Annotated in this window: 18 protein-coding genes and 28 tRNA genes; 33 read left to right on the top strand and 13 right to left on the bottom strand. The window is 71.0% G+C overall.

The features are described from left to right. Positions 1 to 44 precede the first annotated feature (44 nt). Both ACZ6N8_RS28530 and ACZ6N8_RS28525 read left to right on the top strand, forming a co-directional pair. A complete protein-coding gene (locus ACZ6N8_RS28530; protein ID WP_466013844.1) occupies positions 45 to 1,028 on the top strand; it encodes an LLM class F420-dependent oxidoreductase in 984 nt (327 codons plus the stop codon). Continuing rightward, on the top strand, positions 1,025 to 1,816 hold the full coding sequence (locus tag ACZ6N8_RS28525) for an SDR family oxidoreductase (protein WP_364362862.1): 792 nt from the start codon (positions 1,025 to 1,027) through the stop codon (positions 1,814 to 1,816). The genes ACZ6N8_RS28530 and ACZ6N8_RS28525 overlap by 4 nt, the downstream gene beginning before the upstream one ends. Positions 1,817 to 1,877: 61 nt before the next feature. Here ACZ6N8_RS28525 and ACZ6N8_RS28520 read toward each other — a convergent pair whose 3' ends face one another. From ACZ6N8_RS28520 to ACZ6N8_RS28500, 5 genes are all read right to left on the bottom strand, one after another. After that, positions 1,878 to 4,238, bottom strand: a complete 2,361-nt coding sequence (locus tag ACZ6N8_RS28520) for a transglutaminase TgpA family protein (RefSeq protein ID WP_466013786.1) — start codon at positions 4,236 to 4,238, stop codon at positions 1,878 to 1,880. Next, a complete protein-coding gene (locus ACZ6N8_RS28515; RefSeq protein ID WP_466013784.1) occupies positions 4,214 to 5,380 on the bottom strand; it encodes a DUF58 domain-containing protein in 1,167 nt (388 codons plus the stop codon). Before ACZ6N8_RS28515 ends, ACZ6N8_RS28520 begins: the two co-directional genes overlap by 25 nt. A gap of 14 nt (positions 5,381 to 5,394) precedes the next feature. Continuing rightward, positions 5,395 to 6,390, bottom strand: a complete 996-nt coding sequence (locus ACZ6N8_RS28510; protein ID WP_139586047.1) for an AAA family ATPase — start codon at positions 6,388 to 6,390, stop codon at positions 5,395 to 5,397. A gap of 27 nt (positions 6,391 to 6,417) precedes the next feature. Next, the gene (locus tag ACZ6N8_RS28505) at positions 6,418 to 9,045 is read right to left on the bottom strand and encodes a fibronectin type III domain-containing protein (protein WP_466013782.1); all 2,628 of its coding nucleotides are present in this window, start codon (positions 9,043 to 9,045) and stop codon (positions 6,418 to 6,420) included. Between the two features lie 151 nt (positions 9,046 to 9,196). Then, positions 9,197 to 11,635, bottom strand: a complete 2,439-nt coding sequence (locus ACZ6N8_RS28500) for a fibronectin type III domain-containing protein (RefSeq protein ID WP_466013780.1) — start codon at positions 11,633 to 11,635, stop codon at positions 9,197 to 9,199. A gap of 232 nt (positions 11,636 to 11,867) precedes the next feature. Here ACZ6N8_RS28500 and ACZ6N8_RS28495 point away from each other — a divergent pair. Continuing rightward, positions 11,868 to 11,951 (top strand) — tRNA-Leu (locus ACZ6N8_RS28495). Here ACZ6N8_RS28495 and ACZ6N8_RS28490 read toward each other — a convergent pair. Then, positions 11,933 to 12,292, bottom strand: a complete 360-nt coding sequence (locus ACZ6N8_RS28490; protein ID WP_466013778.1) for a hypothetical protein — start codon at positions 12,290 to 12,292, stop codon at positions 11,933 to 11,935. The genes ACZ6N8_RS28495 and ACZ6N8_RS28490 overlap by 19 nt on opposite strands. A gap of 690 nt (positions 12,293 to 12,982) precedes the next feature. Here ACZ6N8_RS28490 and ACZ6N8_RS28485 point away from each other — a divergent pair. The 28 genes from ACZ6N8_RS28485 to ACZ6N8_RS28350 all read left to right on the top strand — a co-directional run bounded on the left by ACZ6N8_RS28485 (position 12,983) and on the right by ACZ6N8_RS28350 (position 16,100). After that, a complete protein-coding gene (locus ACZ6N8_RS28485) occupies positions 12,983 to 13,114 on the top strand; it encodes a hypothetical protein (RefSeq protein ID WP_466013777.1) in 132 nt (43 codons plus the stop codon). Between the two features lie 72 nt (positions 13,115 to 13,186). After that, positions 13,187 to 13,259, top strand: a tRNA-Trp gene (locus ACZ6N8_RS28480). Between the two features lie 187 nt (positions 13,260 to 13,446). Further along, positions 13,447 to 13,519, top strand: a tRNA-Ala gene (locus ACZ6N8_RS28475). Positions 13,520 to 13,639: 120 nt separating this feature from the next. Further along, positions 13,640 to 13,712: transfer RNA gene (locus ACZ6N8_RS28470), tRNA-OTHER, on the top strand. 11 nt (positions 13,713 to 13,723) lie between these two features. Further along, a tRNA-Gln gene (locus ACZ6N8_RS28465) sits at positions 13,724 to 13,798 on the top strand. A gap of 77 nt (positions 13,799 to 13,875) precedes the next feature. Further along, a tRNA-Leu gene (locus tag ACZ6N8_RS28460) sits at positions 13,876 to 13,951 on the top strand. Between the two features lies 1 nt (position 13,952). Next, a tRNA-Thr gene (locus tag ACZ6N8_RS28455) sits at positions 13,953 to 14,026 on the top strand. A gap of 192 nt (positions 14,027 to 14,218) precedes the next feature. Next, positions 14,219 to 14,293: transfer RNA gene (locus ACZ6N8_RS28450), tRNA-Met, on the top strand. Position 14,294: 1 nt separating this feature from the next. Next, positions 14,295 to 14,382: transfer RNA gene (locus tag ACZ6N8_RS28445), tRNA-Leu, on the top strand. 78 nt (positions 14,383 to 14,460) lie between these two features. Next, positions 14,461 to 14,533: transfer RNA gene (locus ACZ6N8_RS28440), tRNA-Ala, on the top strand. 25 nt (positions 14,534 to 14,558) lie between these two features. Continuing rightward, positions 14,559 to 14,634, top strand: a tRNA-Asp gene (locus ACZ6N8_RS28435). A 1-nt stretch (position 14,635) separates the two neighbouring features. Further along, positions 14,636 to 14,722: transfer RNA gene (locus ACZ6N8_RS28430), tRNA-Ser, on the top strand. A 3-nt stretch (positions 14,723 to 14,725) separates the two neighbouring features. Continuing rightward, positions 14,726 to 14,802 (top strand) — tRNA-Ile (locus ACZ6N8_RS28425). A 1-nt stretch (position 14,803) separates the two neighbouring features. After that, positions 14,804 to 14,876, top strand: a tRNA-Arg gene (locus ACZ6N8_RS28420). Between the two features lie 5 nt (positions 14,877 to 14,881). Continuing rightward, positions 14,882 to 14,954, top strand: a tRNA-Pro gene (locus ACZ6N8_RS28415). A 5-nt stretch (positions 14,955 to 14,959) separates the two neighbouring features. Further along, positions 14,960 to 15,048 (top strand) — tRNA-Ser (locus tag ACZ6N8_RS28410). A 1-nt stretch (position 15,049) separates the two neighbouring features. Continuing rightward, positions 15,050 to 15,123: transfer RNA gene (locus ACZ6N8_RS28405), tRNA-Lys, on the top strand. Between the two features lie 12 nt (positions 15,124 to 15,135). Then, a tRNA-Arg gene (locus ACZ6N8_RS28400) sits at positions 15,136 to 15,198 on the top strand. 17 nt (positions 15,199 to 15,215) lie between these two features. Beyond that, positions 15,216 to 15,286 (top strand) — tRNA-OTHER (locus ACZ6N8_RS28395). Between the two features lie 2 nt (positions 15,287 to 15,288). Then, a tRNA-Met gene (locus ACZ6N8_RS28390) sits at positions 15,289 to 15,364 on the top strand. A 2-nt stretch (positions 15,365 to 15,366) separates the two neighbouring features. Next, positions 15,367 to 15,438 (top strand) — tRNA-Val (locus ACZ6N8_RS28385). Between the two features lie 6 nt (positions 15,439 to 15,444). Then, positions 15,445 to 15,518 (top strand) — tRNA-Glu (locus ACZ6N8_RS28380). Position 15,519: 1 nt separating this feature from the next. Further along, positions 15,520 to 15,593, top strand: a tRNA-Asn gene (locus ACZ6N8_RS28375). A gap of 4 nt (positions 15,594 to 15,597) precedes the next feature. Further along, positions 15,598 to 15,684 (top strand) — tRNA-Ser (locus tag ACZ6N8_RS28370). 5 nt (positions 15,685 to 15,689) lie between these two features. Continuing rightward, positions 15,690 to 15,761, top strand: a tRNA-Val gene (locus ACZ6N8_RS28365). A 97-nt stretch (positions 15,762 to 15,858) separates the two neighbouring features. Continuing rightward, positions 15,859 to 15,942: transfer RNA gene (locus tag ACZ6N8_RS28360), tRNA-Tyr, on the top strand. 5 nt (positions 15,943 to 15,947) lie between these two features. Continuing rightward, positions 15,948 to 16,020, top strand: a tRNA-Arg gene (locus ACZ6N8_RS28355). A 9-nt stretch (positions 16,021 to 16,029) separates the two neighbouring features. Then, positions 16,030 to 16,100 (top strand) — tRNA-Cys (locus ACZ6N8_RS28350). Between the two features lie 196 nt (positions 16,101 to 16,296). On the opposite strand, the gene ACZ6N8_RS28345 is transcribed toward ACZ6N8_RS28350, so the two are convergent. Next, complete coding sequence (locus tag ACZ6N8_RS28345) at positions 16,297 to 16,731, bottom strand: hypothetical protein (protein ID WP_466013776.1); 435 nt, start codon at positions 16,729 to 16,731, stop codon at positions 16,297 to 16,299. A gap of 149 nt (positions 16,732 to 16,880) precedes the next feature. Here ACZ6N8_RS28345 and ACZ6N8_RS28340 point away from each other — a divergent pair, with 149 nt between their 5' ends. Further along, a complete protein-coding gene (locus tag ACZ6N8_RS28340) occupies positions 16,881 to 17,378 on the top strand; it encodes an LURP-one-related/scramblase family protein (protein ID WP_466013774.1) in 498 nt (165 codons plus the stop codon). A 90-nt stretch (positions 17,379 to 17,468) separates the two neighbouring features. Beyond that, positions 17,469 to 17,834, top strand: a complete 366-nt coding sequence (locus ACZ6N8_RS28335; RefSeq protein ID WP_466013772.1) for a hypothetical protein — start codon at positions 17,469 to 17,471, stop codon at positions 17,832 to 17,834. 108 nt (positions 17,835 to 17,942) lie between these two features. Here ACZ6N8_RS28335 and ACZ6N8_RS28330 read toward each other — a convergent pair whose 3' ends face one another. The 6 genes from ACZ6N8_RS28330 to ACZ6N8_RS28305 form a co-directional block, all read right to left on the bottom strand. Further along, complete coding sequence (locus ACZ6N8_RS28330) at positions 17,943 to 20,534, bottom strand: RICIN domain-containing protein (protein ID WP_466013770.1); 2,592 nt, start codon at positions 20,532 to 20,534, stop codon at positions 17,943 to 17,945. 63 nt (positions 20,535 to 20,597) lie between these two features. Continuing rightward, the gene (locus ACZ6N8_RS28325; RefSeq protein ID WP_466013768.1) at positions 20,598 to 22,214 is read right to left on the bottom strand and encodes a beta-N-acetylhexosaminidase; all 1,617 of its coding nucleotides are present in this window, start codon (positions 22,212 to 22,214) and stop codon (positions 20,598 to 20,600) included. Between the two features lie 8 nt (positions 22,215 to 22,222). Next, positions 22,223 to 23,083, bottom strand: coding sequence for a carbohydrate ABC transporter permease (locus tag ACZ6N8_RS28320; protein ID WP_466013766.1), 861 nt, complete (start codon positions 23,081 to 23,083; stop codon positions 22,223 to 22,225). Continuing rightward, positions 23,080 to 24,117: a carbohydrate ABC transporter permease gene (locus ACZ6N8_RS28315; protein ID WP_466013764.1), complete on the bottom strand. Its 1,038-nt coding sequence runs from the start codon at positions 24,115 to 24,117 to the stop codon at positions 23,080 to 23,082. Before ACZ6N8_RS28315 ends, ACZ6N8_RS28320 begins: the two co-directional genes overlap by 4 nt. Further along, positions 24,104 to 25,429 carry a sugar ABC transporter substrate-binding protein gene (locus ACZ6N8_RS28310; protein ID WP_466013762.1) on the bottom strand — a complete coding sequence of 442 codons (1,326 nt, stop codon included), beginning with the start codon at positions 25,427 to 25,429 and terminating at the stop codon, positions 24,104 to 24,106. Before ACZ6N8_RS28310 ends, ACZ6N8_RS28315 begins: the two co-directional genes overlap by 14 nt. Positions 25,430 to 25,605: 176 nt before the next feature. Beyond that, positions 25,606 to 26,793, bottom strand: coding sequence for an ROK family protein (locus ACZ6N8_RS28305; protein WP_466013760.1), 1,188 nt, complete (start codon positions 26,791 to 26,793; stop codon positions 25,606 to 25,608). Between the last annotated feature and the right edge of the window lie 91 nt (positions 26,794 to 26,884).

Genomic DNA, 26,884 nt, shown 5'->3' with positions numbered 1-26,884 from the left:
ACCCCGTCAACGGGCACGATCGATCGGTGACGAATCGATGGGGCATGACCGTGCCGTTCGGCGGGCTCGCACTGAGCGACCACGAGGCCGCCTACACGGCCCTCGACCGGGCCGGGTTCACCGACGTGTGGTCGTCCGAGGTCGCCGGGGCCGACGCGTTCACCCCGCTGGCGCTCGCCGCCGCCTGGCAGCCCCGGCTGCGGTTGGGCACCGCCATCGCCCCCGTGTTCACCAGAGGCCCGGGCCTGCTCGCGATGAGCGCCGCGGCGCTTGCCGAGGCCGCGCCGGGCCGGTTCGCGCTCGGCATCGGCGCGTCCTCGCCGGTGCTCGTACGGGACTGGAACGCGCTGCGCTTCGACGAGCCGTTCCGGCGTACCCGGGACGTCCTGCGCTTCCTGCGCGCCGCGCTGCGCGGCGAGACCGTCGACGAGGTCTACGACACCTTCACCGTGCGGCGGTTCACCCTCGAACGGCCGCCCGCCGTGCCGCCGCCGATCGTGCTCGCCGCGCTGCGTCCCGGGATGCTCCGGCTGGCCGGCGCCGAGGCCGACGGGGTCATCCTCAACTGGCTCAGCGCCGACGACGTGCCACGCGCCCTCGGCGAGTTGGGTGAGCGCCGCGCCGGCTTCGAGGTGGCCGCCCGGATCTTCGTCTGCCCCACCGAGGACGCCGCGTACGCCCGTGCGCTGGGCCGCCGGCTGATCACCAGCTACCTCACCGTCCCCGCGTACGCCGAGTTCCACCGCTGGCTGGGCCGCGACGAGGTGCTGGCGCCGATGTGGCAGGCGTGGGCCGCCGGTGACCGGCGCGGAGCCAGCGCTTCGGTACCGGACGAGGTGGTCGACGCGTTGGTGCTGCACGGCACTCCGGATCGGTGTCGTGCCCAGGTGCGCCGCTACGCCGACGCCGGCGTGGACGTACCGGTGATCGCACTGCTGCCCACCCCTGAGGTGACCGCCGGCGGCGCGACGGCGCTGCTCACCCTCATCGCCCAGCTGGGCACGGACACGGCAGGAGCCTCCGCGTGAACCTCACCGACCGGATCGTGGTGGTCACCGGCGGCGCCGGCGGCATCGGAGCGGCCCTGTCGCGCCGCTTCGCCGCCGAGGGCGCCGCCGCGGTGGTGGTAGCCGACCTGGACGCCGAGGCGGCGGACGCGGTGGCCGAGGGCATCGGCCCTGTCGCGCACCCCATCGCCCTCGACGTCACCGACGAGGAGCAGGTCCGCGACCTGGTCGCCGACACCGAGGAGCGCTACGGCCGGATCGACCTGTTCTGCGCCAACGCGGGCGTGACCACAGGTGGGGGAGTGGAGGTCGACGACGCCGGCTGGGACCGGGCGTGGCGGGTAAACGTGCTCGCCCACGTCTACTCGGCCCGTGCGGTGCTGCCCGGCATGCTCGCCCGGGGCGGCGGGCACCTGCTGCACACGTGCTCGGCGGCGGGCGTGCTGACGGCGGTGGGCGACGCCGCGTACACCGCGACGAAACACGCATCGGTGGGGTTCGCCGAGTGGCTGGCCATCACCTACCGGGACCGGGGCATCCGGGTCAGCGCGCTGTGCCCGCAGGGCGTGGACACGCCGATGCTCGCCGAGGGCATCGTCGAGGGTCACCTGGGCGCTCGGGTGATCGCCGCCTCCGGCGCGGTGCTCACCCCCGACCAGGTCGCCGACGCGGCAGTCGCCGGGCTCGCCGAGGAGCGGTTCCTGATCCTGCCGCACCCGGAGGTCGCCGACTACGCGCGCCGCCGCGCCGAGGACCCGGACGGCTGGCAGGCCGGCATGCGCAAGCTGGTCCGCCGCCTGAGCGCCTGATCGGAGCGGCTACGCCCTGGCCACCCGCGGGCGTCGGCGCGACCCCCTGAACAGGTCTTGATCAGCGCGGGGGTCGGCTGGCCCGCCGTAGGGGGGCCGGGTGGACGGACCAGAGGAGGCGACGCCACCAGGGGCGGGCGGACCGCAGGGTCGCCACGTAGGCGGTGGCCATCTCGGCGGCCCGGCCCGCCTGGTCGGGCGTCACGGCGCCGGGGGCGAAACCCACCTCGTTGAGCAGGACCGCCAACTCGTCGACGCCGTCCGGGTTCCCGGCGGCCGCCGCGCCGTCGCCCGTACCCGCGACACCGTCCGGGGCGGACGGCCCGCCGCCGGTGTGGCGGGCCCGGGCGTCGGCGAGGGCCTGGCGGGCGTGCCCGGCGACCTCGGTGGCCGCCAGGTCGTCGCCGACCGGTCGACCGGCCAGCCGCAGCGCGTCGGTGACCTCCCGCCAGGCGCCGGCGACGCGCTGGCCGGGGTCGCCCCGGACGAGCCGGTTGCGGGTGAGGGAGCGGCGCAACGCCAACAGGGTGAGCAGCAGAGCCCCCACCACCAGCAGCAGGCCACCGCTGCCACCGGCGACCAGAACGGGCGTGGACACCCCGCCTGGTGCGGGCGGCCCGCCCGGCGCGGCCACCGGCTCCGGCGACGCGGTCGGCTCCACGGTCGGCGCCGGCGCCTCCGAAGGCGGCGGGTCCTCAGGTGTCGGTCGGAAGTCCTCCTCCACAGGCCTCGGCTCCTCGTTCGGCCGGGGCAGCGGGTCGAACGGCACCCAACCCAGCCCGTCGAAGAGCACCTCCGGCCAGGCGTACGCGTCACCGGCCCGTACCGTCCCCTGCCCGCCCGACCGGAAGCCCACCACCACCCGGGTCGGCAGGCCGCTGAGTCGACCGAGCACCGCGAACGCCGCCGCGAACTGCTCCGACGTGCCCTCCTGGCCACCGGCGTTGCGCGGTCCGAAGAGGAAGAAACCCAGATTCGGGTACGCGTGCCCGCTCGGCGCGTCGGCCACCACCCGGTAGTGCTCGGCCAGGAACTGCTCGATCGCCGACGCGCGCGCGTACGGGGCGCCGTTGTCCTCGGCGAGTTGGGTGGCGAGCCTGCGCAGCGTGTCGGGTACGCCGTCGGCGACCCGCAGCACCCGGGCCACCTCGTCACCGGCGGGCACGTTCGCGGTGGTGAGCAGGTTGGTGTCCGGCCGTTCCCGCACCGAGGTCACCGTGTAGCGCAGCCCCGGCGCCAACCCCTCCGGCCGGATCAGCGTCCCGGTCGCCGGGTCGTACGCCACCCGCGCGCCGCTGACCTCGCGGGGCGTCGCCACGGCGGGCAGTAGCCGACCGCTCAGGTCCGCCACGGTGATCTGCTGCCTGACGGTCTGCACCGTGTTGTCCGACGCCGGCGTGGTGGCCGGCAGGATCCGCCCCGCGTTGCGGTACGTCGCGCCGACCCGCCAGGTCACCCCGTCGTAGTCGCTGAGCACCGCCAGCCGGATCCGCGGGCTGTCGCCTCCGTCCGCGGCCGGCCCGGCATCCCCGGCCGGGTCGTCGGACGGCACCGTGCTCACGTCGAGGAGCTTCTGCTCCGGGTGCAACGCCCAACCGGAGATCCGGATCAGCGGGTTCTCGTCGAGTGACTGCACCTGCGGTGGCTCCACGTACCGGCGCGGGTCCACCGGCCGGCCGTCGACCTGTGCGGCGACCACCGGGCCGAGCAGCGCCACGAGCCCGAGCACCAGGGCCACCCCCAGCGCCGAGGTGACGGCGAGGCGCAGTCGCACCGCCGCGCGTACCCCGGGGGTCAGGTCGGCGCTCGGATCGTCGCCGGCCGGTGCCACGCCCGCCGGTACCGCCAGACCGACCGCCGCGACGGCGACGAACGCCAGCGTCGGCCCCACCGCCGGTTCGGCGTTCGGGCCGACCACGTAGAGGGCGGCTGCGTACAGCCCGGCCGCCGGCAGGTAGCCCAGCAGCACCCGACCGGTACGCAACGCCACCTCCGCACCGGCCAGCCCGGCCAGCCAGGCGGCGACCACCGGCACCAGCACCGTGTCCGGTGTGGGCTCCACCGGGATCATCGCGGTGAGCAGCCGGGGGATGCCGTTGCGCGCGGCGTCCGAGGTAACCTCCAGCAGGCTGCCCGGCAGGTCGGCGCGCGACGCCGCCAGCCGCAGCGACAGCAGCGTCCACCCGGACATCGCGGCCACCGACACCGGCGCCACCAGCCACGACGGCAGCCGTCGGGCGGCCACGCTCACCAGCACCGACCCGACCGCCGCGCCGATGACCAGCCGGGTGAGCAGGTCACCCGCGTACACCCGGCCGAGCACCACCCCGGCGAGCGCGGTCAGCCCGCTCAGCGCCAGCGGGACCACGGCGGCCCGGAGCGCCAACGCGAGACGGGTCACCACCGGCGCACCCCGTCCCACTCGGCGGCGAACTGCGCGCCGTCGGCCGCGTCGACCACCACCAGGCCCGCCGCGCCCGGAGGCGTCGGCTCGGCCGCGCCGAACACCCCGACCACCACCGACGGGTACGCCCCGCGCAGCGCGCCGACATGACCCAGCTCGTCCCGACCACCCGGCCCGGTCAGCACGATGAGCGTGTCACCGAGCCGGTCCTGGCGCAGCCGGGTGGTGGCCGCGCGCAGCGCGTCACAGTCGTCGGAGAGTTCGGCGGCGGCGAGCCGGTCCAACGGGGCGGGCGAGGCGTCCGCGTCGCCGTCCCCGCGCTCGACCAGTTCCGGGCCGACCAGCAGCAACAGCACCGGCAGGTCGGCGCGGTGCGCGGCGGTGACTACCGACGCCGCCGCCTCGCAGGCCGACTCGAACGACTCCGCCACACCGTCCACCCGCTGCGGATGCGCGACCGCCCGGTTGTCCAGCAGGACGACCAGACGCGGCAGGCTGGTGTCCACGTCCTCCCGCACCATCAGCTCACCGACGCGGGCGCTGGTCCGCCAGTGCACGCGGCGCAACTCGTCACCCACCACGTACTCCCGCAACGAGTCGAAGGTGATCGACCCATGCGGCACCCCGTCGACCCGGCCGTCGAGGCTGCGCCCCGCGCCGGTCGGCACCGCAGTCAACGGATGGATGCGCGGGTGCACCCACACCGGGGTCGTCCCGCCGTACGGGCGGGCCAACGCCACCAGCCCCAACGGGTCACGCCGCGTCACCCGCAGCGGCCCCACCGGCACCACCCCCCGGCGGTCGGTCGGCACCTCGTACCGGACCTCGGTGTCCCGACCCGGCCGCACCCGCAGCAGCGGCACCGGCACCGACCGCTTCCCGCACCGGTCCTCGGCCAGCAGGTTCGCCGACCGCAACCGCCCGGTGTTGCGGACGGTCACCGTCATGCTCGCCGGCTCGCCCCGGGCCACCCGGTCCGGGTCGGCCCGCCGCGTCACCGTCAGCCGGGGCCGCCAGGCCGCGACCAGCGCCGCGTAGCCGACCGCCGCGCCGGCCGCCGCGCCGAGCAGCGTCAACTCGGGGTACGCGAACCGGAAGCCCACACCCAGCAGGACGACGGCGGCGACGAGCAGCCCGACGCCTCGGGCGGTGATCCCCATACCGCTGCTGCCGGTCAGCCCTGCACCGGCGCCGGCTGCCCCGACGGCAGCGGGACCGGCACCGACGCGATGGCCTGGCGCAGCACCTCCGCCGCGGTCACCCCGCGCACCTGGGCGTCCGGGGTGAGCAGCAGCCGGTGCGCGAACACCGCCTCGGCGAGCGCCTTCAGGTCCTCCGGCATGATCCAGCCCCGCCCGTCGATGAGCGCGTACGCGCACGCCGCACGGGTCAACGCGATGACCCCCCGGGGACTGACACCGACCCGCACCTGCGGGTGGGTACGGGTGGCGGCGGCCAACCGGACCGCGTACGCGTAGAGCGGCTCGGCGATGTGCACCCGACGGGCCATCCGGACCATCTCCCCGACTGTCGTCGTGTCGGTGACCGGGGCGAGCGCCTCCGGGGACCGCACGGTCGCGCCGCGCAGCACCTCCACCTCGACCGCCTCGTCCGGGTAGCCGACGGAGAGCTTCACCAGGAACCGGTCCAACTGCGCCTCGGGCAGCCGGTAGGTGCCGTCCATCTCCACCGGGTTCTGCGTGGCCACCACGAGGAACGGCGACGGCACCGGATGCCGGACACCGTCCACCGTGACAGTGCGCTCCTCCATCACCTCCAGCAGCGCCGACTGGGTCTTCGGCGACGCCCTGTTGATCTCGTCGGCGATGACGATGTTGGCGAAGACCGGCCCCGGATGGAACTCGAAGTCCCTGCTCGCCTGGTTGAAGATGGTCACGCCGGACACGTCCGAGGGGAGCAGGTCGGGCGTGAACTGGATGCGCCGCCACTCGCCCTTCACAGTGGCGGCGATGGCCCGCGCCAGTGTCGTCTTACCGACCCCTGGCACGTCCTCCAGCAGCACGTGACCCTGCGCGAACAGCGCCGTCAACGCCAGCCGCACCACCTGCGGTTTGCCGAGCACCACCGCGTTGACGTTCTCGGCCAGCCGGGCGGCCAGGGAGGCGAAGCCCTGCACCTCCGGCTGGGTGAGCGGCTCGTGGGTGTTCACGGTCGGCGGTGCTCCTTGGCTGGTGGCTCAGCAGGTGGGCAGGACGTTGATGTTGTCGCCGCCCTCCAGGTTGAGCCAGGCCCAGGGAATGTAGTTCTTCCCGTCGAACTCGACCTGCACCCACCAGGTGCTGCGCTTCTTGTCGTTGTAGATCCACGAGTCGACGTCCTCGCCCGACTTCTTGCAGTACGCCTGGAGCCGGCGGCCCGGCTTGGCCCAGCCCACCTGCTTGTCGTTGTCCTGCCGGGGGACGGAGAAGACCTCGTTGCCGTTGCGCTTACCGGGGATCTCCTTGTTGCAGTAGGTGCGCTGGTCGCCGTCCGGGCCGTTGTTGCAGGTGGCGATGCCGTACAGCGGCTCGGTCTGCTGCGCCCTCGTGGCCGTGCCCTTATCGGCGGCGTTGCTCGCCGTCACCGTGAACGTGTACTTCGTGCCAGGCGTCAGCCCCGGGACCGTGATGCTGGAGCACGCCCCGGCCTTCGCCGGCTCACCCGGCGTACTCACCGAGCAGGTGGCCCTTCCGCCGCCCGCGTCCACAGTGAACGTCACGGTCGCCGACGTGGCGGTCGCCGACGAGCCGGTCACCGTGACCCTCGGCTCGGCGACCGTACGCGCCGTCGTGGTGGCCTCCGGGCCGGGCCCCGCCTCGTTTACCGCCTTCACCTTCACCGCGACGTTCTGGCCGTTGCCCAGCCCGGTGACAGTGGCACTGGTGTCCGTCGCCTCGCTGACCCGCCCGCCGACGTCCACCAGGTACTTCGTCACCGGACGGCCGTTCGCCTGCGCTGGCGCCCACTGCACGCTGACCGCGCCCGGCTGGTCGGCGACCGTACCGGCGCGCAGGTCCAGCGGCTTGCCCGGGGCCGCGAACGGCACCACCGTGTTGCTGACCGGTGAGGCCGCCGAACCGGCGCCCCTGCTGTTGACCGCCACCACCGTGAACGCGTACTGGGTGCCGAACTCCAGCTCCCCGGCGGGCACCACCAGCTCGGTCTTCGTCGACTCACCTGCCGGCGCGTTCGTACCCGCCGAGCTGGCCGTCACCGCGTACTTCGCGATCTTGTTGCCCTGCCCGTTCGCCGCCGGCCACTTCACCACCACCGTGCCGTCCGGCCGCGCCTGCGCGGTGACGCTGGCCGGCGGATCGGGCACGGCGGCGGTCGGGGTCACCGGATTGCTGCTGCGCGAGGGGCCCTCACCCTTGGCGTTGACGGCATGCACCGCGAACCGGTACGTCTCACCGTTGGTCAGGCCCTTGACCTCCACGGCACGCTGGTTGGCGCCCACCTCCAGGCGTTGGCCGGCGCCCTCCACCACGTACTTCATGATCTCGGCGCCGTTCGCGGCGGCCGGCCGCCAGCTCACCCGGGCCTGGGCGTTGCCGGCGGCGGCGGTGACACTGCGCGGCGCGCTCGGCTTGCCCACCCTGGGCTTCTTCGGCGGGGGCGGCGGCGGAGGGACGGGCGGCGGGTCACCGCCGAGCACGTCGTTGGCGTACTTGTCGACCTCGCGCACCTGGTGCTTGTCGTCCACCACCCGGGCGGTCGACGCGTCGGGGGAGTTGATGAACAGGTGGTTTTCGCGGACCTCCAGCTCCAGCGGCCCGTTCGCCCGGCCACGGATTGTGTCGACCAGCTGGCCGCCGGCGTCGAAGGAGTAGATCGTGCCGGTGGCCTCGTCGGCGCAGTAGAAACGGTCCGCCCACGCCACCGCCGGGCTGAGCCGGTCACCACTGCCCGGGACCGTGAACTCCCGCTCCTGCCCACCGTCACCCACCACCAGCACCCGCCGGTCTCCGGTCACGGTGACCGGGACGCGCGACCCGCTGGTGCGAGCGGGCAGCGCCGCCGGCCCGGGCAGCGTCAACGGCGTCGGGCGCACCTCACCGCGCCGCACCCGCACCAGCTTGCCGGCCGTACGGTCGAGCACCGCCACCCCGTCGTCCAGGGTGGAGACGACAAGCTCGTGGCTGGGCTCCGCGACGTCGTACGTCTCGACCCGCTCCGGGCTGAGCCCGCCGCCGGCCGGCGTGCCCGACGCCGCGGCGGACGGTAACTTCGCGGCGGTCACCGCCGACACGGTGCCCTCGCTGGGCACCGCGATCCACAGTCGCCCCTCGCCGTCGAACGTGCCGCCGGTGATGCCCGGGGGATAGCGCACCGGCTCGCCGACCGGCGTCAACGAACGCGGATCGAGCTGCCGGACGATGCCCTGCACGGCGTCGACGACGAACGCCGCGTCCTCGTGCAGGGCCACACTCACGCCGAGGCCGGGGGTGGTCGGGGTCGTCGCGGTGAGTTGCAGGGTGGCCAGGTCAAGTGAACTGACCTGCCCGCTCTGCAGGTCACGCAGGATCAGCAGTCGATCGGTCTGGGTGACCTGCATCGGGTGCCGGCGCGTGCCCGCGACCTCGGTGCGGGTGTCGACCCGGGCCGTGACCCCGTTGACCCGGGCCAGCTCCCCGCGCGCCGCGCTCCACAGCCAGGAACTCGCGTCGTAGTTGGCCACCGCGTTGTCCGCCGCCCCCAACCCGAGGACGGTCAACCCCATGGCCGCCAACAGTGCCGTCACCGTGCCGACGGTCACCAGCCCACCGCGCAGCCGGGACCGGGAGCGGGGGGCGTCGGTCCGCACGGCGTCGTCGATGCTGGCCACAGCCGGCTGCCTCCCCTGAGTCGTGGCAGGTGGCGCGCCTCGCGGCAACCCCTCCCCTGAGCCGGGTGCCATCATATGGCCCGGCCGGGGCGGGGGGAACCCGCACCGTCACCTCTGTGGATACCCAGCGTGTGCGGTGTGGACGACCAGGTCAGCTCGGGGGCGTGGACCGTTCCCGCGTCGTGCACACCTGCCCCGAGGTCGCGAAGTTGTCAGTGGAGTAGACCGCCAGCACCGTGAAGCAGTAGTCCACCCGAGGGCTCAGCCCGTTGACCGTGTAGCTGGTCCGGCCCGGGTCCACCGTGGCCATCACCCCCAACGCCGACCCGGCCCGACCGCCGGCCACCATGAACGGCACCGCCCCGCCGGTCGGGTCCGTCCAGCTCAACGTGATCGTGACCGAGTCGTCGCGAAGCTTGAGGTCACCCGGCGGCGGCCCGGTCGCCGTCACCGCCACCGTCGGCGCGGGCGCCCCGGTCCCGGCCGGGGGCGGGTCGTCGCGCGTCAACACCACCGCACCCAGGCCGGCCAGCGCCACCGCTGCCACCCCGCTCGCCACGACCGCGCCGATCAGCGTCGCCCGGTTCCGGCCCGTCGACCCGCCACCCTCATCGGCGTACGCCTGCCGGTACGGCTGGTACGGCTCCTGGACGGGGTACGGGTGCTGCTCCGCCGGCGCGTTCGCCCGGATGTCGCCCCCGGGCGGGCCGCTACTCGCCGGCTGGACGGCCGGCATGACGACGGTCGCGTCGGACATCGCGACGTCGGCCGGGTGAGGTGGTGACACGTCTCCACCCCCGGCGGCTGGTCCGCCCACGTCGGTGTCCGCCGGAGCGGCGCTCACCGGGGCCTGGGCCAGCGCCGCCGTGCCGCCGCCGCTCCACGACGGTGCGGTCAACCCCCACGGAGGTACGGGAGGCGCGCTCACCGGCGGCGCCGAGATGGGGTGCTGGTACGGCGGCCCGGACACGGGGTAGGGCTGCCCCTGGCCGGGCGGCCCGGACACCGGGTGACCATGCCCCGGTGGTGCGGAGACGGGGTAGGGCTGCGCTGACACCGGGTGGCCGTGTGCCGGCGGTGCGGACACGGGGTAGGGGTGCGCGGGTGGCCCGGACACCGGGTGGCCGTGTGCCGGCGGTGCGGACACGGGGTAGGTCTGCGCGGGTGGTCCGGAGACCGGATAGGGGTGGGCCGGAGGCGCGGAGACGGGATGGGGGTGCGCGGGTGGACCGGACACCGGATGGGCCGGTGGCGCGGAGGTCGGCTGCGGGAACGCGGGTGGCGTGCCGACCGTGGGGGAGGGCGCTCCGCTGGCCGGCCGCACTGGTCCGGCCGCGTGCTGCGCCCTGTCCGATTCGCTTCCGCTGACGGGTCCACCCGTGCCTGATCCGCTCGTCCCGCCGGGCCCGGCTGCGGTGCGGGCGGCCTCCTCGGCGAGTAGCGGTTCGATCTGCCGTACCTGGACCGTCGGGTTGTCCCAACGGGGTGCCGGCTCCGGGGGCGCGGCGGCCGAGTTCGGTGCCGGGGGGGTCGACGGCCCGGGCGGCGCGCCGACGGCTGGGCGGGCCGGTTCCGCTGTGCGTTGGCGTGGCGGGAGGGCCGGTCCGGACGGCCGGTGCGGGGGCGGCTGGCCCGTCGGCTGCGTCGCCTGGCCTCCGACCTGGGCCGGAGTCGCCGGTCCAGTCGCCGGCGGCGCGGGAGGAGTCTCGTGGACGCGTTGACGCGGCGGCAGCGCGGGCGCGGTTGGTTGCTGCGGGAGAGGGGCGGACCGGGGCTGTGCCGGTGCCGTGGGCTGTGCCGGTGCGGGGGTCTGTGCCGGGGCGGTGCGCTGCGCTGGCGTGGTGGTCTGTGCCGGGGCGGTGCGCTGCGCTGGCGTGGTGGTCTGTGCCGGGGCGGTCGGGGCCGTCGCCGGCTGGACGGGTGCGGGTGCCGGTGGTGCGGTGGCGCCGGTACGGGCGGCGGGCGCGGCGGGTGCGCGTACCCCCGGAGGTGTCGGTGGGGACGTAGCCGGCGGCTGCGGGGGAGCCCACGGTGACGCGGGCCCGGGGGCACCGCTCGCCGCCGGCCGCATCGCGGCCAAGGTCGCCAGGGACAGCGTCGGACCGGAGAGCGCCGACTGGCTGCCTGTCTCCGCCCGGACCGTGCCCGTCGCCGACGCGGGGGCGGCGTCGCCGAGGTAGGCGCGGGCGGCACGTACCGCCGGGTGGTGCTCACCGAGCGCGGCGGGCCCGGCGGTGGCCACCCGGGTGTAGTTGCGGCGGGCCTCGTGCCGGTTGCCCAGTTCCTCGGCCACCTCGGCCAACTCGAAGGCGAGGGCGAGCAGCATCGGGTCAAAGTTCTCCCACCGCCGCTCGCCCGCCGCGAACGCCTCCTCCAACACCCGGCGGGCCGCGAGCGGGTCGTCCGCCTCGCGGTGCAGGCGGGCCAGCAGATGCGCGGTGTGCAGCATCTCCGGGTGGTCCTCGCCGAACATCGGGCGCGCCGATTCGACGGCCTCAGCCAGCAACTGCCGGGCGGCGCTCAGATCGCCCGCGGCACGCAGGGCGAGGGCCCGGTGCTGGGCGGCCGCCAGGGGAGAGGGATGGGGCACGTGCCAATGCTGCCGGCAGAGGGGCGCCGACCGCTACCCGGACACGGCTGCGGACGGCGTCGGTGGCATCCCGCGAGCCCACCTGAGCAGCGGCGGGAGCGCCTGGACGAGGCGGGAGCATGGCGATGTGCATGATCCACGAGCGGCGTGTACAGTAACTCCCCGTGCGGCCCGCTGGGCCGGCCTTCCGATGAAAGATCATCCAGGCCGGCGAGGTAGGCTGAACGTGTAGGTCCGGGTGGCGGAATGGCAGACGCGCTAGCTTGAGGTGCTAGTGCCCGTATAGGGCGTGGGGGTTCAAGTCCCCCCTCGGACACGAACCGAATCCCAACGGTGCGTGGCAAGATCGACATTTGCCCGCACCGTTTGTGATTCCGGGTCGTAGGTCAGGTGCAACCCGAGGCTGCGGTAGACCTCCAGCTTGTGTTCCGACTCGGCGTCCCGCAGGGCGTCCACGAGGTCTCCGAGCTCCTCGACAATGGCGATGATCTGATCCTCGCTGAAGCGAGCGGGTATGCGGGGTTCTTCTTCGGCTGGCGCTTGGTGGCGTTGCTCGGCGCGTTGCCGTTCTGCCTGGGTTTCGGCGATCCAGCCGGCGACCACGGCCGGGTCAGCACCAGCCGCGGTAGCGAGAGAGCTTTGCGTCGCATTCGGCAAGGGTGGGTCCTTCCGGTACGACTGCGGCCGCGGTTGGCATGTCGGTGTGGGCCTGGTCGAGGAGCGTGGCGATGGTGTGCCGGCGGGGAATGTGCGTAGGTCAATGCGGTAAGTAGCCGTTGGTTGGCCAAGCGGCTCTGCGCACCCTCGGAGCCACCGCACTGCTCGGGGGCGTGCCGCACAGCCGGCGCGGGTCCTGCGGCTGATCGCCCAAGTCAACGGAGTCGTCGCCGGACACTACTCGCCGGTCGCCAGGCAAGACCCGGCGTGGCCGCTGTCGCCCACTCCGACCAGCGACGACTGGAACGCCGGCCAATGGGGCCCGGATGTGCTGCGCGACATCGAAGCTCGCCGTCACCGCGACAGAACCTGATCTTGAAGTGCGGCCGGTGTCCAGCACGACGACCGCTACGGCAGGCAACATCGAACGGGCGATCGCCTCAGCCCGCCAGGCTTCGAAGCCGGTCCGCGACGCGTACGGCACGCAGAAGCCGGTTGCCGCGGCGCGAGGACGCTGAACTGCTGATCGTCTCGACCGCCGGGATGCTCAAGCGGCTGTCCGCCGCCAGTAACCCGCTATAGCCGGCCATGAGTCACATGAAGGTAGCTCGGTATATCCATTGCCATCCGATCGGCACAACCCTTACCTTGAATGAGCAAGGCCGTCCCGACCCATCCAAGGAGTTCCCCGTGTTGCAGTACGCCTATACCGAAACCACGCGGCTCATGCCGCGCGACGGTGTCGTGCTGCCCTCGATTGCGCGAGCCCACGATCTGTGCGCGAGTGAGCAGAACTGGAAGCCGGGGTGGCGGCGCGAATAGCGCCAGCGCAAGCTGCGAAGCCGCCCACCCCGACAGGGGCAGGGCGGCTTTCTCGTTACTGAACAACTTCATAGGGGTGTAGCTCAACTGGTAGAGCACCGGTCTCCAAAACCGAAGGTCGCAGGTTCGAGTCCTGCCGCCCCTGCTTTTCGTCCCGGCTGCGGCCGGCGGCGTTGCAGATTCTCAACTTCACAGTGGATGGCATAAGCAAAAACCCGGCCGGCGCCTGCGCGGGGCCGGCCGGGGGCATTACCTCCGGGACGAGGGAGACCGCTGACCCGCTCGCTCTGGGAGCGAGAGATACGGGGTTCGACACCCCGGTCCCGGATTATGGGGTTGTAGCTCAGATGGGAGAGCGCCGGTTCGGCAGACCGGAGGTCGAGGGTTCGAATCCCTCCTTCTCCACGCATCCATACCCTCCGGGCATAACCCGTAGCGCACGGGAGTGAAGTCCCCCGAGGGCTCCGAGGAGGGCACGTTGGCGGCGATCGTGGGCTCGCGACCGCGATTCCCGGCCGACTCCATGGGCCATTGGAGCAAGCTGGCAGCTCACCTGGTCTCAGCCAGGAGGTTACGGGTTCGAGCCCCGTATGGCCTACGCAAAACCATTCCCGGGTCGTCTATTCGGTAAGACACCGCACTCTGGATGCGGGGAGCTGGGTTCGAATCCTGGCCTGGGAGCCACGGCAGGGCGCGTAAGCGGGTCGGCACAGGGTGCGCCCATTGCGCCGGCAAACCGGAAGGGACTCTGTCGCTAACATGCCCTCGTAGCCCAATGGAAGAGGCGCGGTCGTGAGGCGGCCGTAGTTGCACGTTCGACTCGTGTCGAGGGCACCAAGCCGGCGTAGCTCACCGGGCCAGAGCACCGACCTTGTAATTCGGAGGCAGCCGGTTCGAGTCCGGCCGCCGGCTTCACACTCGCGGACGAGGACGCCAGGGAGGAGGCAGGGGTGTCGCGCCCCTGCCGGTGATCCCGTTGTCGAACCGGCGGCACCGTCCCGGCTCCCGACGACCCGCCGGGCGATGCCAGCGCAGCACGACTGGCGGTGCGCGCCCCTCGTGAGGACGAGGTAGGCCGTTCGGGTGGCCCCGCCGGCTCTCCCTGCCGACGTAGCTCAACGGCAGAGCATCCGGCTCATGACCGGAAGGCCCCCGGATCGACACCGGGCGTCGGCACCACGCGCTCGTGGTGGAACTCAGGTAGACACGCACGGCTCAGGTCCGTGTATTCCGTGAGGAATGTGGGGGTTCGACTCCCCCCGAGCGCACGCAAGGCTGAAGGCGAAGTGGAACCGCCGCCCTGGGGACCCAGGAAGAGCCGGTTCGACTCCGGACGGCCGCGCGATGGGGTCGTAGCTCAGTTGGTAGAGCGCTGCTCTCGCAATGCAGAGGCCGGCGGTTCGACTCCGCCCGATTCCACTCACCGGCTGCTGGCGGGTCCCATGCTGGCGTAGCTCAGCGGCTTGAGCACCTCGTTGTCAGCGAGGCGGTCGCGGGTTCGAGTCCCGCCGTCAGCGCCATGGAGAGGTCGCCTAGTCCGGCCGATGGCACCGCGTTGCTAACGCGGAGCGGGTGACACCGCCGAGGGTTCGAATCCCTCCCTCTCCGCCTGTCGTCGTGGCCAAGTTGGTTAAGGCACTGCGCTGATAACGCAGAGAACGTGGGTTCAACTCCCTCCGACGACACCATGCCCCCGTGGCTCAGCGGATAGAGCACCAGATTACGGATCTGGGGGTCGCGCGTTCGAATCGCGCCGGGGGCACGCATCGGGATGTGGCGCAGTCGGTAGCGCGCCGGTCTGGGGGACCGGAGGCCGCCGGTTCGAGCCCGGCCATCCCGACTCACGGTGAGGCCACCCGACAGGTGACGGGCGCCGCCTCGAAAGCGGACAGGGTCGCAAGGCCTTGGGGGTTCGACTCCCTCCCTCACCGCCATGCGCCGCTAGCTGAGTGGCTTAGCACCGGACTCTTAATCCGGGGACCGGAGTTCGATCCTCCGGCGGCGTACCAACTTGCCCCGCTAGCTCAGCGGGATAGAGCATCGCTCTCCTGAAGCGGGTGTCGCTGGTTCCAGTCCAGTCCAGCGCGCAGCGCAGCACGATGCCGCCGGCGCCTGATGGCCGGGCTCCGGACTTTGATCCGGACTGCGGGGGTTCGATTCCCTTCGGCGGCACTTGCGGGGTAGAGGAGTTCGGTCGTCCTCGCCGGCCCCATAAGCCGGACATCGCGGGTTCGAATCCCGCCCCCGCTCCCGCCCCGGTAGCTCAGCGGGAGAGCGTCGGCTCGACAAGCCGAAGGCCGCTGGTTCGACACCAGCTCGGGGCACACAGACGCGCGTTCGGTTATGGGTAGGCCCCTAGCCTTTCAAGCTGGTGAAGCGGGTTCGAATCCCGCACGCGCGACCATTCCGGCGTCGCCCAACCGGTAGGGCAGCGGACTGTTGATCCGTACAGGTACTGGTTCGAGTCCAGTCGTCGGAGCAGTGGAGGGGTCCCGGCGGTCACGGGGACACCGTTGGAAACGGTGCAGGGGGCGGAGGTCTCCTCGTGGGTTCGAATCCCACCCCTTCCGCGCATGCCCGCGTAGCTCAACGGGAGAGCACCTGGTCCACACCCAGGGGGTCGGAGGTTCGACACCTTCCGCGGGCACTGGCCCTCGGGCCGAAGGTGTGGCTGTAGCTCAACGGTAGAAGCGCCGGTTTGTGACACCGGAGGACGAGGGGTCAGCACCCTCGAGTCAGCTCAGGGGAGTGCGCCACCGATGGCGAGGTGGGCCGGGCTGTAACCCCGGTGCGTTCGCGCTCAGGGAGTTCGAATCTCTCCACTCCCACGCATGCCCGCGTAGCTCAGGGGACAGAGCACCAGCTTCCGGAGCTGGGTGTCGGGGGTTCGATTCCCTCCGCGGGCGCTTCTGCCTGGTCGTGTGCCCGAGTGGTGAGGGAGCGGTCCGCAAAACCGCGCACGCCGGTTCGATCCCGGTCACGGCCTCGACTGCCATCCACTGCGGATAGCGAGCGGGATGCTATTCCCGACAGGGGAGCCGGCCCCGGAAGAGGTCGGCTCGGTCGGCATTGAGCCCCGCCACCGCCTCGCGTACACGCAACCAAACCAACTCCCGCTCCGACATGCTCCTTGTCTTGGGGTGAGCGGCATCATGGCACGCCGGTCCGACGGAACCGTTCGGTCAGCCGCCCGGGCAGCGGGTGTCACCGCCGCTGTGTTCCACGCAGTGCCCCGGCGGGCCGGGCGTCGTCGCTGCCGGCGCCGGCTCGAGGCCCCGACCGGCGGAGGCAGCGAGCGGTACGGCGGGCACGGCGATCACAACGGTCAGCACCAGGAAGACGACTGCGGTGCGTACGAGCCGCAGGTGGTACGCGACGAGCGCGATGAGGGCCGGCCCGGCCGTCGCGACCAACGCGGCAATCAGCAGGGCCAGGCTGGCGCGACGTTCGACGTTCTCGAGTTCGTTGGGCTGGTTGTCGTAGCTGACGCTCCATTGCTCCAGGCTGATGCCCATCAACCACACGGCCGCCGCGATCAGTCCGCAGGCCCAGACCAGGACCAGGAATCCCACGATCGGACCACCCCGTCGACCTGTGCCGACCGCCTCAGACGTCATGCGGTCCAGCGTGGATGGCTCAACTCGGCGGGGCATCAGTCGGCGTACTCAGGCGTCATTTCTGCGGAGTGGACCCATGAAGGCGGCGGTACCGAGCGGTCGCGCCCGGCCGACCGGCGCTTCCGGGCAAGGTGGGGGAGAATCGAATCATGTTTGTCATCAGGGAGCGGTTCTTCTCGATCGGCGACGACTTCGACGTGCTCGACGAGCACGGCACCAAGGTCTTCCACGTCGACGGCAAGGTGTTCAGCGTCCGCAACAAGGTCGTCATCGAGGACGCCTCCGGCCATGAGGCCGCCACGCTGCACCGGCACCTGGTGGCGCTGCGTCCCACGTACGAGATCCGGATCGGCGGCGAGAAGGCCGCAGAGGTCCGCAAGAATCTGCTCACGCCGTTCCGCGACAAGTTCACCATCGACGTGCCAGGGCCCGACGACCTGGAGATGAAGGGTGACCTGCTCGACCACGAGTACGTGATCGAACGTGACGGCACCGAGGTGGCTGCGGTCTCGAAGCGGTGGCTGACGATCCGGGACACCTACGCCGTGCAGGTCACTGCCGGCGTCGACCCGCTGCTCATCATCGGCAGCGTCCTCGCGCTCGACCTGGCCATGGACCGCGACAAGAAGAAGAGCGACGACGACTGACCCTCTAAGAGACGTCTCGTAACTCCGAGCGCGGTTCGCAGCCGGATGCGATCCTGGGGCATGACTGGCCCAGCGCAGGATGGCACCGAGGTGGCATACCTGCGGGAGGTCACCGCGTTGGCCAAGAACCTCATCGCCGCGGAGGATCCTTACGAGGTAGCGCTGGACATCCACGGGGCTTCTGCGCATGCGTCGTTGGAGGTGGAGCCAGCAGGCTTCGTGTGGCTCATCTGGGGCGATCTAACCGACCGGGTGGAGCTCAACCATGACGGGCATCAGCAGGCCGCAGCCGAGATGGTCCGGGCGGCGCGGGAGTGGCTATCGCTGGATCTTGCCAATCGCGAGGCCGTGGACAGGTATCTGGACTACTGGGTGCACGACGTCTGCCGCTATGCCAGGCGGGCCGGCACGGACGCCGACCGATCTACGAGAATTCTGCTGAGCGATACCTCGTAACCCGCCCGTATCCCCGCACTTGGTGTCGAACCGGTTGCCGTCCATGGCCGGTCGCGGTCGTCGGGCGGTGGCAGTGCCACCACCGCCCGACGGTCCCCGATCGGGTAATCAGCTGCCGTAGGCCTGCAAGGACCGCAGAGAGTACCCGTACCCGGTTCCCCGGGCGGTGGTGTAGATCCGGAGGTAGCGGCCGGACCCGGTCAGGCCGGTGAGGTCCTGGATGCCTCCGGTGCCGGCGGTGGTGGAATAGATGGTGGACCAGCTTGTGCCGTTGGTCGAGGTCTGGATCTGGAAGGCCTTGGCGTAGGCGGCCTCCCAGGACAGTTTCACCTCGGTGATTGTGCGGCTGGTGCCGAGGTCGACCTGCAGCCATTGGATGTCGGAGTAGCCACTGGACCACCTCGTGTTGGCGTTGCCGTCGGTGGCCAGGTTCGCGGTGTAGGTGGTTCCCGGCTCCACGGACGAGGCGGTGGTGGGCCTGTTGAGTGCCAGATCGGTGCCGGTGCTCCCGCCGGCCGCTGAGAAGCTGAGGGTCTGGGCCGCTGCCGGTCGGGTGTCCCCCGCGGTCCCGGTGTTGTCCCAGTTGCGCTGGGGCGCCGTGACCGCCCCGGGTGCGCTGGAGGTCAGACTCAGGGCCAGGCCGCTGTAGCGGTTGACGAGCCGGTAGGTGCCCGTAGCCGTGGAAGCGCCGCTGGTGGCGGGGCTGCGCACGACGGTCTGCAGATACCACTGTTGGCCGGTTGTGGGGCTGGAGCCGAGGGTGGTCATGGTCGTCGGTGCCGCCCAGGCGCGCCCGGCGTTGGTGCTCGAGTCGACGCCGAGCGCTTGGCCGGAGGCCGCGTTGGTGACGGTGAAGAAGCCGTCGCCGGTGGCATTGAACATCCATTGTTGGGATGCCGACGTGCTACTGGATCCGCTGGTCGTCAGGGCGGTGCCGTTCTGGACCAGGTAACGGTTGGTGGAGGCCAGGATCTGGTAACCGGTGCCCGCGGCCACGGGGGCGGTGGGCAGCGCGGATGCCGAGGTGGGTTGCAGGGTGATGGGCGTGTACTCGGCGCCGTAGGTCGAGCAGGCCACGACGCAGTAGGACCGGAACGTCTTGCCCACGACGGTGGAGCTGGTCAGGTTGCCGGAGTCGAGGAACCACCGGTACCACGCCCCGTTGAGGTTCCCGTTGGTCAGCCCGAGGTCGAACCACTGCTGCGTGGCAAGGTCCCTGGTGGCGTAGAAGTGCAGCGGGGTGTTGACGCCGGTGTTCTGGGCGACGTTGTTCTGCGGGGTCCCGATGTACAGGCCGAGGTAGGCGTTCCAGGCCACGTTCATGACGGCGAGTTGGGAGCTGTCGGGCATCGTGCCGGCAGCGACCTGCGCTGCCACGGTGCCGGTGGCGGTGGGGGAATAGTCCTTGTTCGGCGGGGTGTAACCGCTGCCCAGGCCCTCGGCCGGAATGATGTTGCTCTCGGCGCCGCCGACCCCGGGGGTCTGCCAGGCGCCGTCGTACCACTTGGTCCAGGAACTGGAGGCCATTTTCTGGGCGATCGGAGCCCGGGCGACGTGCTGCAGCCACACGGCGCCGCCGGTCTTGCCGACCGCGCGAGTGGCGTAGAAGACGTAGAAGTATCCCGAGGCGTAGTCGACGAACAGGCGCGGGTCGCCGTCACCGTAGTAGTAGGTGGACTGGGGGAAGGCGGCGGTGTCCCCCCGGGTGGTGCTGTACGGGGAGGTCAGGGCGTGGCCCGGGATGGCCCAGGTGTTGCCCTTGTCCTTGGAGACGGCGTAGTCGATGGCGTCGAAATGCAGGCCGTCACCGAAGGGCTGGCCGGTGAACTCGTTGTGGACCAGGCCGTACCACCAGCCGGTGTCCGGGTCGACCCACACACCGGTCAGGTCGCAGTAGTTCGGCAGGGGATACCCCGAGCTGGGGGTGGCGTTCACCCCGGTCGGGCTGGTGTTGCAGCGCGTGGTGGTGTCGGCGTTGTCGGCCACCGAGGTGATCGCGGCGGTGGTGACGTTGTCGAAGTTTGCGCCGGTGAAGAACGACCACTTGCGCTTGTCGTTCACCCCGTAGAGCGCGTGCGCCGACTGGTAGTAGAACTGACCGTTCGCGTCGATGTAGGGGAAGCTCGGGGTGTCGTCACCGTTGTTGAAGGGGACGGCCGCGCCGGAGGAGATGGTGTACGCCGACATGGGTGCGGTGGCGGCGGTCCATCGCTGCGTGACCTGGGCCGGGTCGCAGGGGGCCAGGCCGACCCGTGCGTTGTTGACGATCGAGCCGCCCACGACGCCCAGACACTTACCGGACTGGACGCTGTAGATGGTGCCGTCGGGCAACGCCTTGAACTTCTGCGCGGCGTTGGCGACGCAGTCGTACAGCTGGACCAGGGCGCCGGTGGCGTGCGAGCCGCCCGTGACGTCCAGGCATTTGGTGGTCCCGGTGGCCGGCGTGACCGCGACGGTGCCGTCGGTGCGCCAGGTCCAGCTCTGCGCGGACGAGCCGTTGCAGGTGAAAACCTGGATGGCGGTGCCGTTGGCGGTGCCGAAGTCGGCGTCGTCGAGGCACTTGCCACCGATGGTGACGGCACCGCCGGCCACCGCGGCGCTTGCTGCGGGTGCGGTGATCACGCCGAGGGCGAGCAGGAGAGGAAGGATCAGGAGTATCGCGAGTGTGGTGCGGGACGGGGGTGGGGGAATCCGTTTCACCGTTGCTCCGATCTTCGGACGTCCTTGCGGGGGATGACGCCCTTCGCGTGCCGCGTGGCGCGCTCAGGTCTTGATGCCGGCGACGAGGCCCTCGATGAACGTCGCCCATTCGTCCCGGGTCGCGGGTTTGCCGTCGACTCCGGGCCGGGTCTGCCAGGGCAGGGGTCCCTGGTGGGGGCGGTACTCGACGCCAATGACGTCCAGCCTCCGCAGGTGGGCTTCGAGCCGCGGCAGGAACTCCTCGTAGGAGCGGTCCTTCGGGCTCCACAGGGCTTCGGCGATGGCGCACAGCCGCGGGAAGGCGTAGTAGTCGACGATTCGCGGTGTGTCCATGTGCTCGGTCCAGATGTTCGCCTGACCGCCGAGCACTCGTGCCGCCTGGTCGGGCGTGAGCTCCTCGGGCACCGGGTCGAAGGCGTACGCGTCGCGCAGGGTGAGCGGGACGGCGAAGGGGATGGGTTCGCGGGGATCCTCGGACTGGCGGTAGTCCAGATAGACCTGGTCGTCGGGACAGGAGACGACGTCGAAGCCGCGCCGGGCCGCGGTGACGGCCCCGGTCATGCCCCGCCAGGAGGCCACCACGGCCCCGGACGGCGCGTCGCCTTCGAGGAGGTCGTCCCACCCGAACACGCGGCGTCCCCGGGCGGCGACGTGCTCGCCGATCCGGCTGATGAACCAGGACTGCAACTCGTTCTCGTCGCGCAACCCCCGCAGGCGCATCAGCTCCTGGGTACGCGCGTCGGTGTGCCACTGCTCCTTCGGGCACTCGTCGCCGCCGATGCCGATGTACGGGCTGGGAAACAGATCCATCACCTCGTCCATCACCTCGCAGAAGAACGCGACGGTGCTGTCCTCGGTGTTCAGCACGTTGGTGTTGATCCCCCACCGGGTCCAGGTCTGCAGTGCATTCCCGGTGACGCCAAGCTGCGGGTAGGCGGCGATGGCGGCCTGGGTGTGCCCCGGCAGGTCGATCTCGGGCACCACGGTGATGTGGCGCTGGGCGGCGTAGGCGACGATCTCCCGGACGTCGTCCTGGGTGTAGAAGCCGCCGTGCGGGCGCCCGTCGCCCGGGGCGTCGGGCGTGGCGCCGAGCTGGGACTCGCGGCGCCACGCCCCAACCTCGGTCAGGGCGGGGTGGCGCCGGATCTCGACCCGCCAGCCCTGGTCGTCGGACAGGTGCAGGTGCAGGGTGTTCAGCCGGTGCATGGCGAGCAGGTCGACGAACCGCAGCACGTCGTGCTTGGGCATGAAGTGCCGGGCCACGTCGAGCATCGCTCCGCGCCAGCCGAAGCGTGGGGCGTCGGTGATGGTGACGGCGGGCACCGCCCAGAGGGCGGGCCCGACCGGCGATCTGCGGTAGATCGCGGGCGGCAGCAGTTGCAGCAGCACCTGGCAGCCGTAGAAGACGCCGGCGCTGTCACCGCCCTCGATCGTGGTGCCGGCCGGGCCGGCGACCAGGCGGTACGCCTCGGCGGCCAGCTCCGGGCGGATGCGCAGGACGATCGCCTGCTCGGCCCGATCCTCGGTGATCGGCAGCGGGAGCCCGGTGGCCGGGCGCAGAGCGTCCTGCAACCACTGCGCGACGGCGGCGAGGCCGGCGGGGGCGTCGATGGCGGTGGAGGCGGTCAGCTGGAACACGCCGTCGCCGTCCAGGAACGAGGCGGGAAGTGGCAGCGGCATCGAGCGGGTCACCCTTTCACGGCGCCAGCGGAGATGCCGGTCACCAGCTTGCGTTGGATGATGAGGAAGAAGACCACCACGGGCAGCGAGAAGATGACCGAGCCGGCCATCTGGCCACCGAAGTCGGTGCCGGTCAGCGGTGTGCTGAACGAGGCCAGCCAGACCGGCAGGGTGTAGTGGTCCTGGTCCTGCATGAACGTGTAGGCGATCAGGTAGTCGTTCCACGCGGTGATGAACGCGAAGACGCTAGTCGCCACGACCCCGGGCACCACCAACGGGAACAGGACCCGGACCAGGATCTGCCAGGTCGAGGCGCCGTCGATCCGCGCGGCCTCCTCGACCTCGACCGGGATCGCGATGAAGAAGCCGCGCATCACCCAGATCGAGAACGGCAACACCAGCGCGACGTAGGCCAGCACCAAACCGAGGAAGGTGCCGAGCAGACCCATCTGGTTGAACACCAGGAACGTGGGGATCAACAGGGCCGTGCCCGGCAGCATCTGGAAGATCAGGATCGCGACCATGATGGTGCGCCGCCCACGGAACCGGAACCTCGACAGGGCTGCGGCCGCGAGCATCCCCAGCACCAGGGCCAGTACGACCGATCCGCCGACCACGATCAGGCTGTTGCGCAGGTTCAGCAGGAAGTCGGTCTGGCTGATCGCGGCGTCGAAGTTGCCGAGCGTGGGTGCCTTCGGGACGAACAGCGGGGTCGAGGTCATCGCCTCGGAACGGGGTTTGAAGGCGGTGTTCACCATCCAGTAGACCGGGAACACCCAGATCAGGCTGAAGATGATCGCGGCGGTGTTGTTCCACCAGCCGCCTACCGGGTTCCCGGCGTGATCACGGCGCGGCCGACGGTTGGTCACAGGTCCTCCCCGGAGCGCAGCATGCTGCGGATGTAGAAGGCGGTGATCGCCACGAGGATCGCGGTGGTGATGACGGAGAGGGCGGCGCCCTGGCCGATGCGGAAGGTCACGAAGGCGGTGCGGTAGGCGAAGATCCCCAGCGTGGTGGTCGCGGAGTCAGGTCCACCGGCGGAGACCAGCCAGATCTGGTTGAAGACGTTGAAGTCCCAGATCACCGACATCAAGGTGACCAGCAGCAGGGTCGGGCGCAGGAACGGCAGGGTGATCGACCACCACACGCGCCACTCGCCGGCGCCGTCCATGCGGGCGGCCGCCTGGAGTTCGGCCGGCATCTGGGTCAGCGCCGCGTACAGGGTCAGGGCGATGAACGGCACCGCCTGCCACACCACGAGCAGCCAGATTGCCAAATAGGCCAGGGTGGGGTTGTTGGCCCAGTCGGTGTTGGTCAGGTCGCCGAACAATCCGGTCTGCGTCAGCAGCCAGTTGATCACGCCGTAACCGGGCTGGAACAGCCATTTCCAGACCAGCGAGGAGGCCACGGTCGGCATCGCCCAGGCCAGGATCAGCACCAGGGTGACCACCGTACGCATGACAGTCGTCAGCCGGGTCAGCAGCCTGGCCACGCCCGTGCCGACCACGATGCTGCCCGCGACCATGGCCGTGGTGAACAGCACGCTGCGCAGCAGCGCCCACCAGAATTCCGGATCGGCGACGAGGGTCGAATACTGCTCGGCTCCGACGAACTCATAGCGCCCGGTGAACAGGGTCCGTTGGCTGTAGTCGGTGAACGAGGTGAAGATCAGGAAGGCGATCGGGGCGACGGTGAAGGCCAGCAGCACGATCCCGGCGGGGGAGACCAGCAGCCAGGCCGCTCGGCTTCGCCGATCCTCACGCCGCGGCCGACCGGTGGTGGCCGGGCGGGTCACCGGCGGGACTGCGGCCCCGAGAGCGGGGGAGAGGGTGGGGCGCCCCGCCCGGGCCGGGCCGCGGTCTGCGGCCAGGTCCGGGCGGGGTGGGCTGTCACTGCGCCGCATTCAGGGCCTTGCCCACCGCGGCGTCAAACGCGCCGGCCGCGTCCTGGGGGGTCTTGGTGCCCGAGGCGATGGAGGAGAACAGGGTGTTGATGTCCTTGTTCCCCTCGACCCGGGCCCAGTTGGCACTGGCGGGGGTGGCCTTGGAGTTCAGCGCCGCGCCGAAGAACGCCTTCTGCAGCGGGGGCAGGGTTCTGTCCGCCGCCTTGATGGCCTCGGTGCTGTTCGGGATCCAGCCGTCGTGGCCCGCGACCCAGGTCTTCTGGACCTCGGGGCTGGCGGCGATCTTGACCCACTGCAGGGCGAGGTCGGCGTTGGCGCTCTTGGCGGCGATGCCCCAGTCGGAGCCGCCGATCATCACCGGCTGGGTCTTGCCCGAGGAGCCCGGCATCGGGAACGTGCCGAGGTCGGCATCGGTGATCTTCGGGTTGGCCTTCTTGATCATCGCGATCCTGCCGTTGGTGTCCAGCATGGCCGAAGCCTTGCCGTCGGCGAAGATCTGGGTCTGGTCCGGGGACACGTTGTCGACCGTCCGGGAGGCCGGGACCGAGTACGTGTTCTGGAAGGACTTGTAGGCGGCCAGTCCGGTCTGCGACGCGGGCGATCCCAGGCCTGCGGTCCAGGTGGAACCGGACTTCGTGGCGATGTCACCACCGGCGTCCCAGACGAACTGCATGCCCGCGTACCAGCTCTGGCCGGGCAGGTAGAACGGCGAGAAGTCCGGAGCCGGGTTGGCCGCGCGGACCTTGTCGAGGTCGGCGGTCAGTTCGGCGAAGGTGGTCGGGGCGCTGGTGATGCCGGCCTTGGCCCACATGGTCTTGTTGTAGATCACCGCGCGGGCGCCGGCGAAGCCCGGCACCGCGTAGAGGTTGCCGTCGACGGTGGCCGGGTCGGCGAGGCCGGCAACCCAGGTCTGGCCCTGCTTGAGGTCCGCGGCGTACGGGGTGAGGTCCTTGAGGCCTCCGGTGGCGGCGAAGCTGGCAACCTGGGTGTTGCCCAGGTCCAGCACGTCGGGCGGAGTCGAGGTTGCCAGCGCCGTCGTGATCTTGGTGGTGATGCCATCCCACGCTTGCACCTGGACGTCGACCTTGGCGCCGGTCTGCTTGGTGAACTCCGTGTTGATCGCATCGAGGGTCTCGGTGGTGTAGTCATCGGTCATCACCCAGACCGTGACGGTCTTGCCGGTGCCGTTGACCGTGCTCACGGCCTGTGGCTCGGTGCTGCCGGCTGATCCGGAACCGGCCCCGCAAGCGGTCATGGACGCCGTTGCCGCGAGTAGCAGCGCCACGGCGACGCAGGTGCGCGATTGCTTCATCGAGATTCTCCTGAAAGGGGGTGGCAGATACATTTGGGGGAAAGCGGTACTGGTCTTCGCACGCCCAGGACCCGCGTCGGTAGCGGTGGGCGTTCGAAGCGTTCAGGGCAGCCCCGGATCCGGTGGTGGCCGGCAGGTCGGGACGTGCAGGATGCGGACGTCAGCGGGGCGCCGGACTACAGCACGCCCAGTTCCGCCGACAGCACCATGCAGGCACTTCCGATCAGGGTCAGGTCGGTGTCACCGGCCAGCGAGCGGATCCGCAGCGAGGCGCTGACGGCCGGAAGCGTGCGCGCCTGCGCGGTCTCGATCACCGCCTCCAGCAGAGTTCCTTCGATGAGGTCGGGCGGACCGGTCAGCACCACGTCGTTGAGGTTCAGCACACTGACGATCGGAGCGAGGACGACCCCCAGCGCCCTCCCGGCTTTAGCGAGCACCGCAGGGCGTTGCGCCTCGTCCGTACGCGCCAGGCGACCTCGCAGGTGCGTCGCGCTGATCAGCATGTCCAGGCAGCCGCGGCGCCCGCAGACACAGGCATCCCCGTCCTCCTCGACCGTGACATGCCCTATCTCACCCGCGGCGAACTGCTCTCCTTCGACCAGCTTGCCGCCCACGACCAGGCCCGCACCCACACCGTGGTCGATCGTCACGACCATCAGGTTCTGTACGCCCTTCGCGCGCTCGTGCAGGACCGCCAGCGCCGCCAGGTTGACATCGTTGCCCAGGTGAGCGGCGACCCCGAACCGCTCGGTCAGCCGCTGCGCGAGAGGTAGGTCGCTCCATCCCAGATGTGCGGCATGGCGTACGACACCGGTGTCGTCGATGATGCCCGGTGAGCCAATCCCGATGCCCAGCACCCGCCGGTGCGCCAGGGCGAACAGCTTCTGGACCAGCGTCAGCACCAGTTCGTAGGCCTCGACGCCAAGGGAGGCGCCGAGCTCCACTTCGGCCCGGTCCAGGATGTCGCCACGGAGGTTGACCACCGCACCGGTGAACCGGTCGCTGTGCGACAGGTCCAGCACCAGTACGTTCGTCCCATCCTCGTCGATGCGTACCAGCTTCGCCGGCTTGCCGACCCGGCCCTCCTGACGGGGGCCGATCTCGACCAGCAGTCCGTCCTGCTCCAGCTCCGCGACCAGCGCGGAGATCGTCGGGGCGGTGAGCTTCGAGGCCCGCGCCAGCTCGGATCGGCTCATCTCGCCCTCGTTGTACAGCCGAGCCAGCACCAGCGAGCGGTTGTGTGCCCGACTGTCCTGGGTGCTGGCCTTCGTGCGCTCCGGCGGAGTGCGCCGCTGCGGGGACACCTGGAACAGCCCTCGCTGCGGCAACCCGGCCCTGGCGCCGAAATCCGCCGTCCCCTGCACTGGCGATCACCAAGTTTCACTGTCTCGAAGATTTATAAGACGTCTTTACTTAATATGGCTTAGATATTCATCTTTTTGACGGGTGGCTGTC

Source organism: Micromonospora sp. NPDC047521, from assembly GCF_055587305.1.
This window is presented reverse-complemented; position numbering and strand designations above follow the sequence as displayed.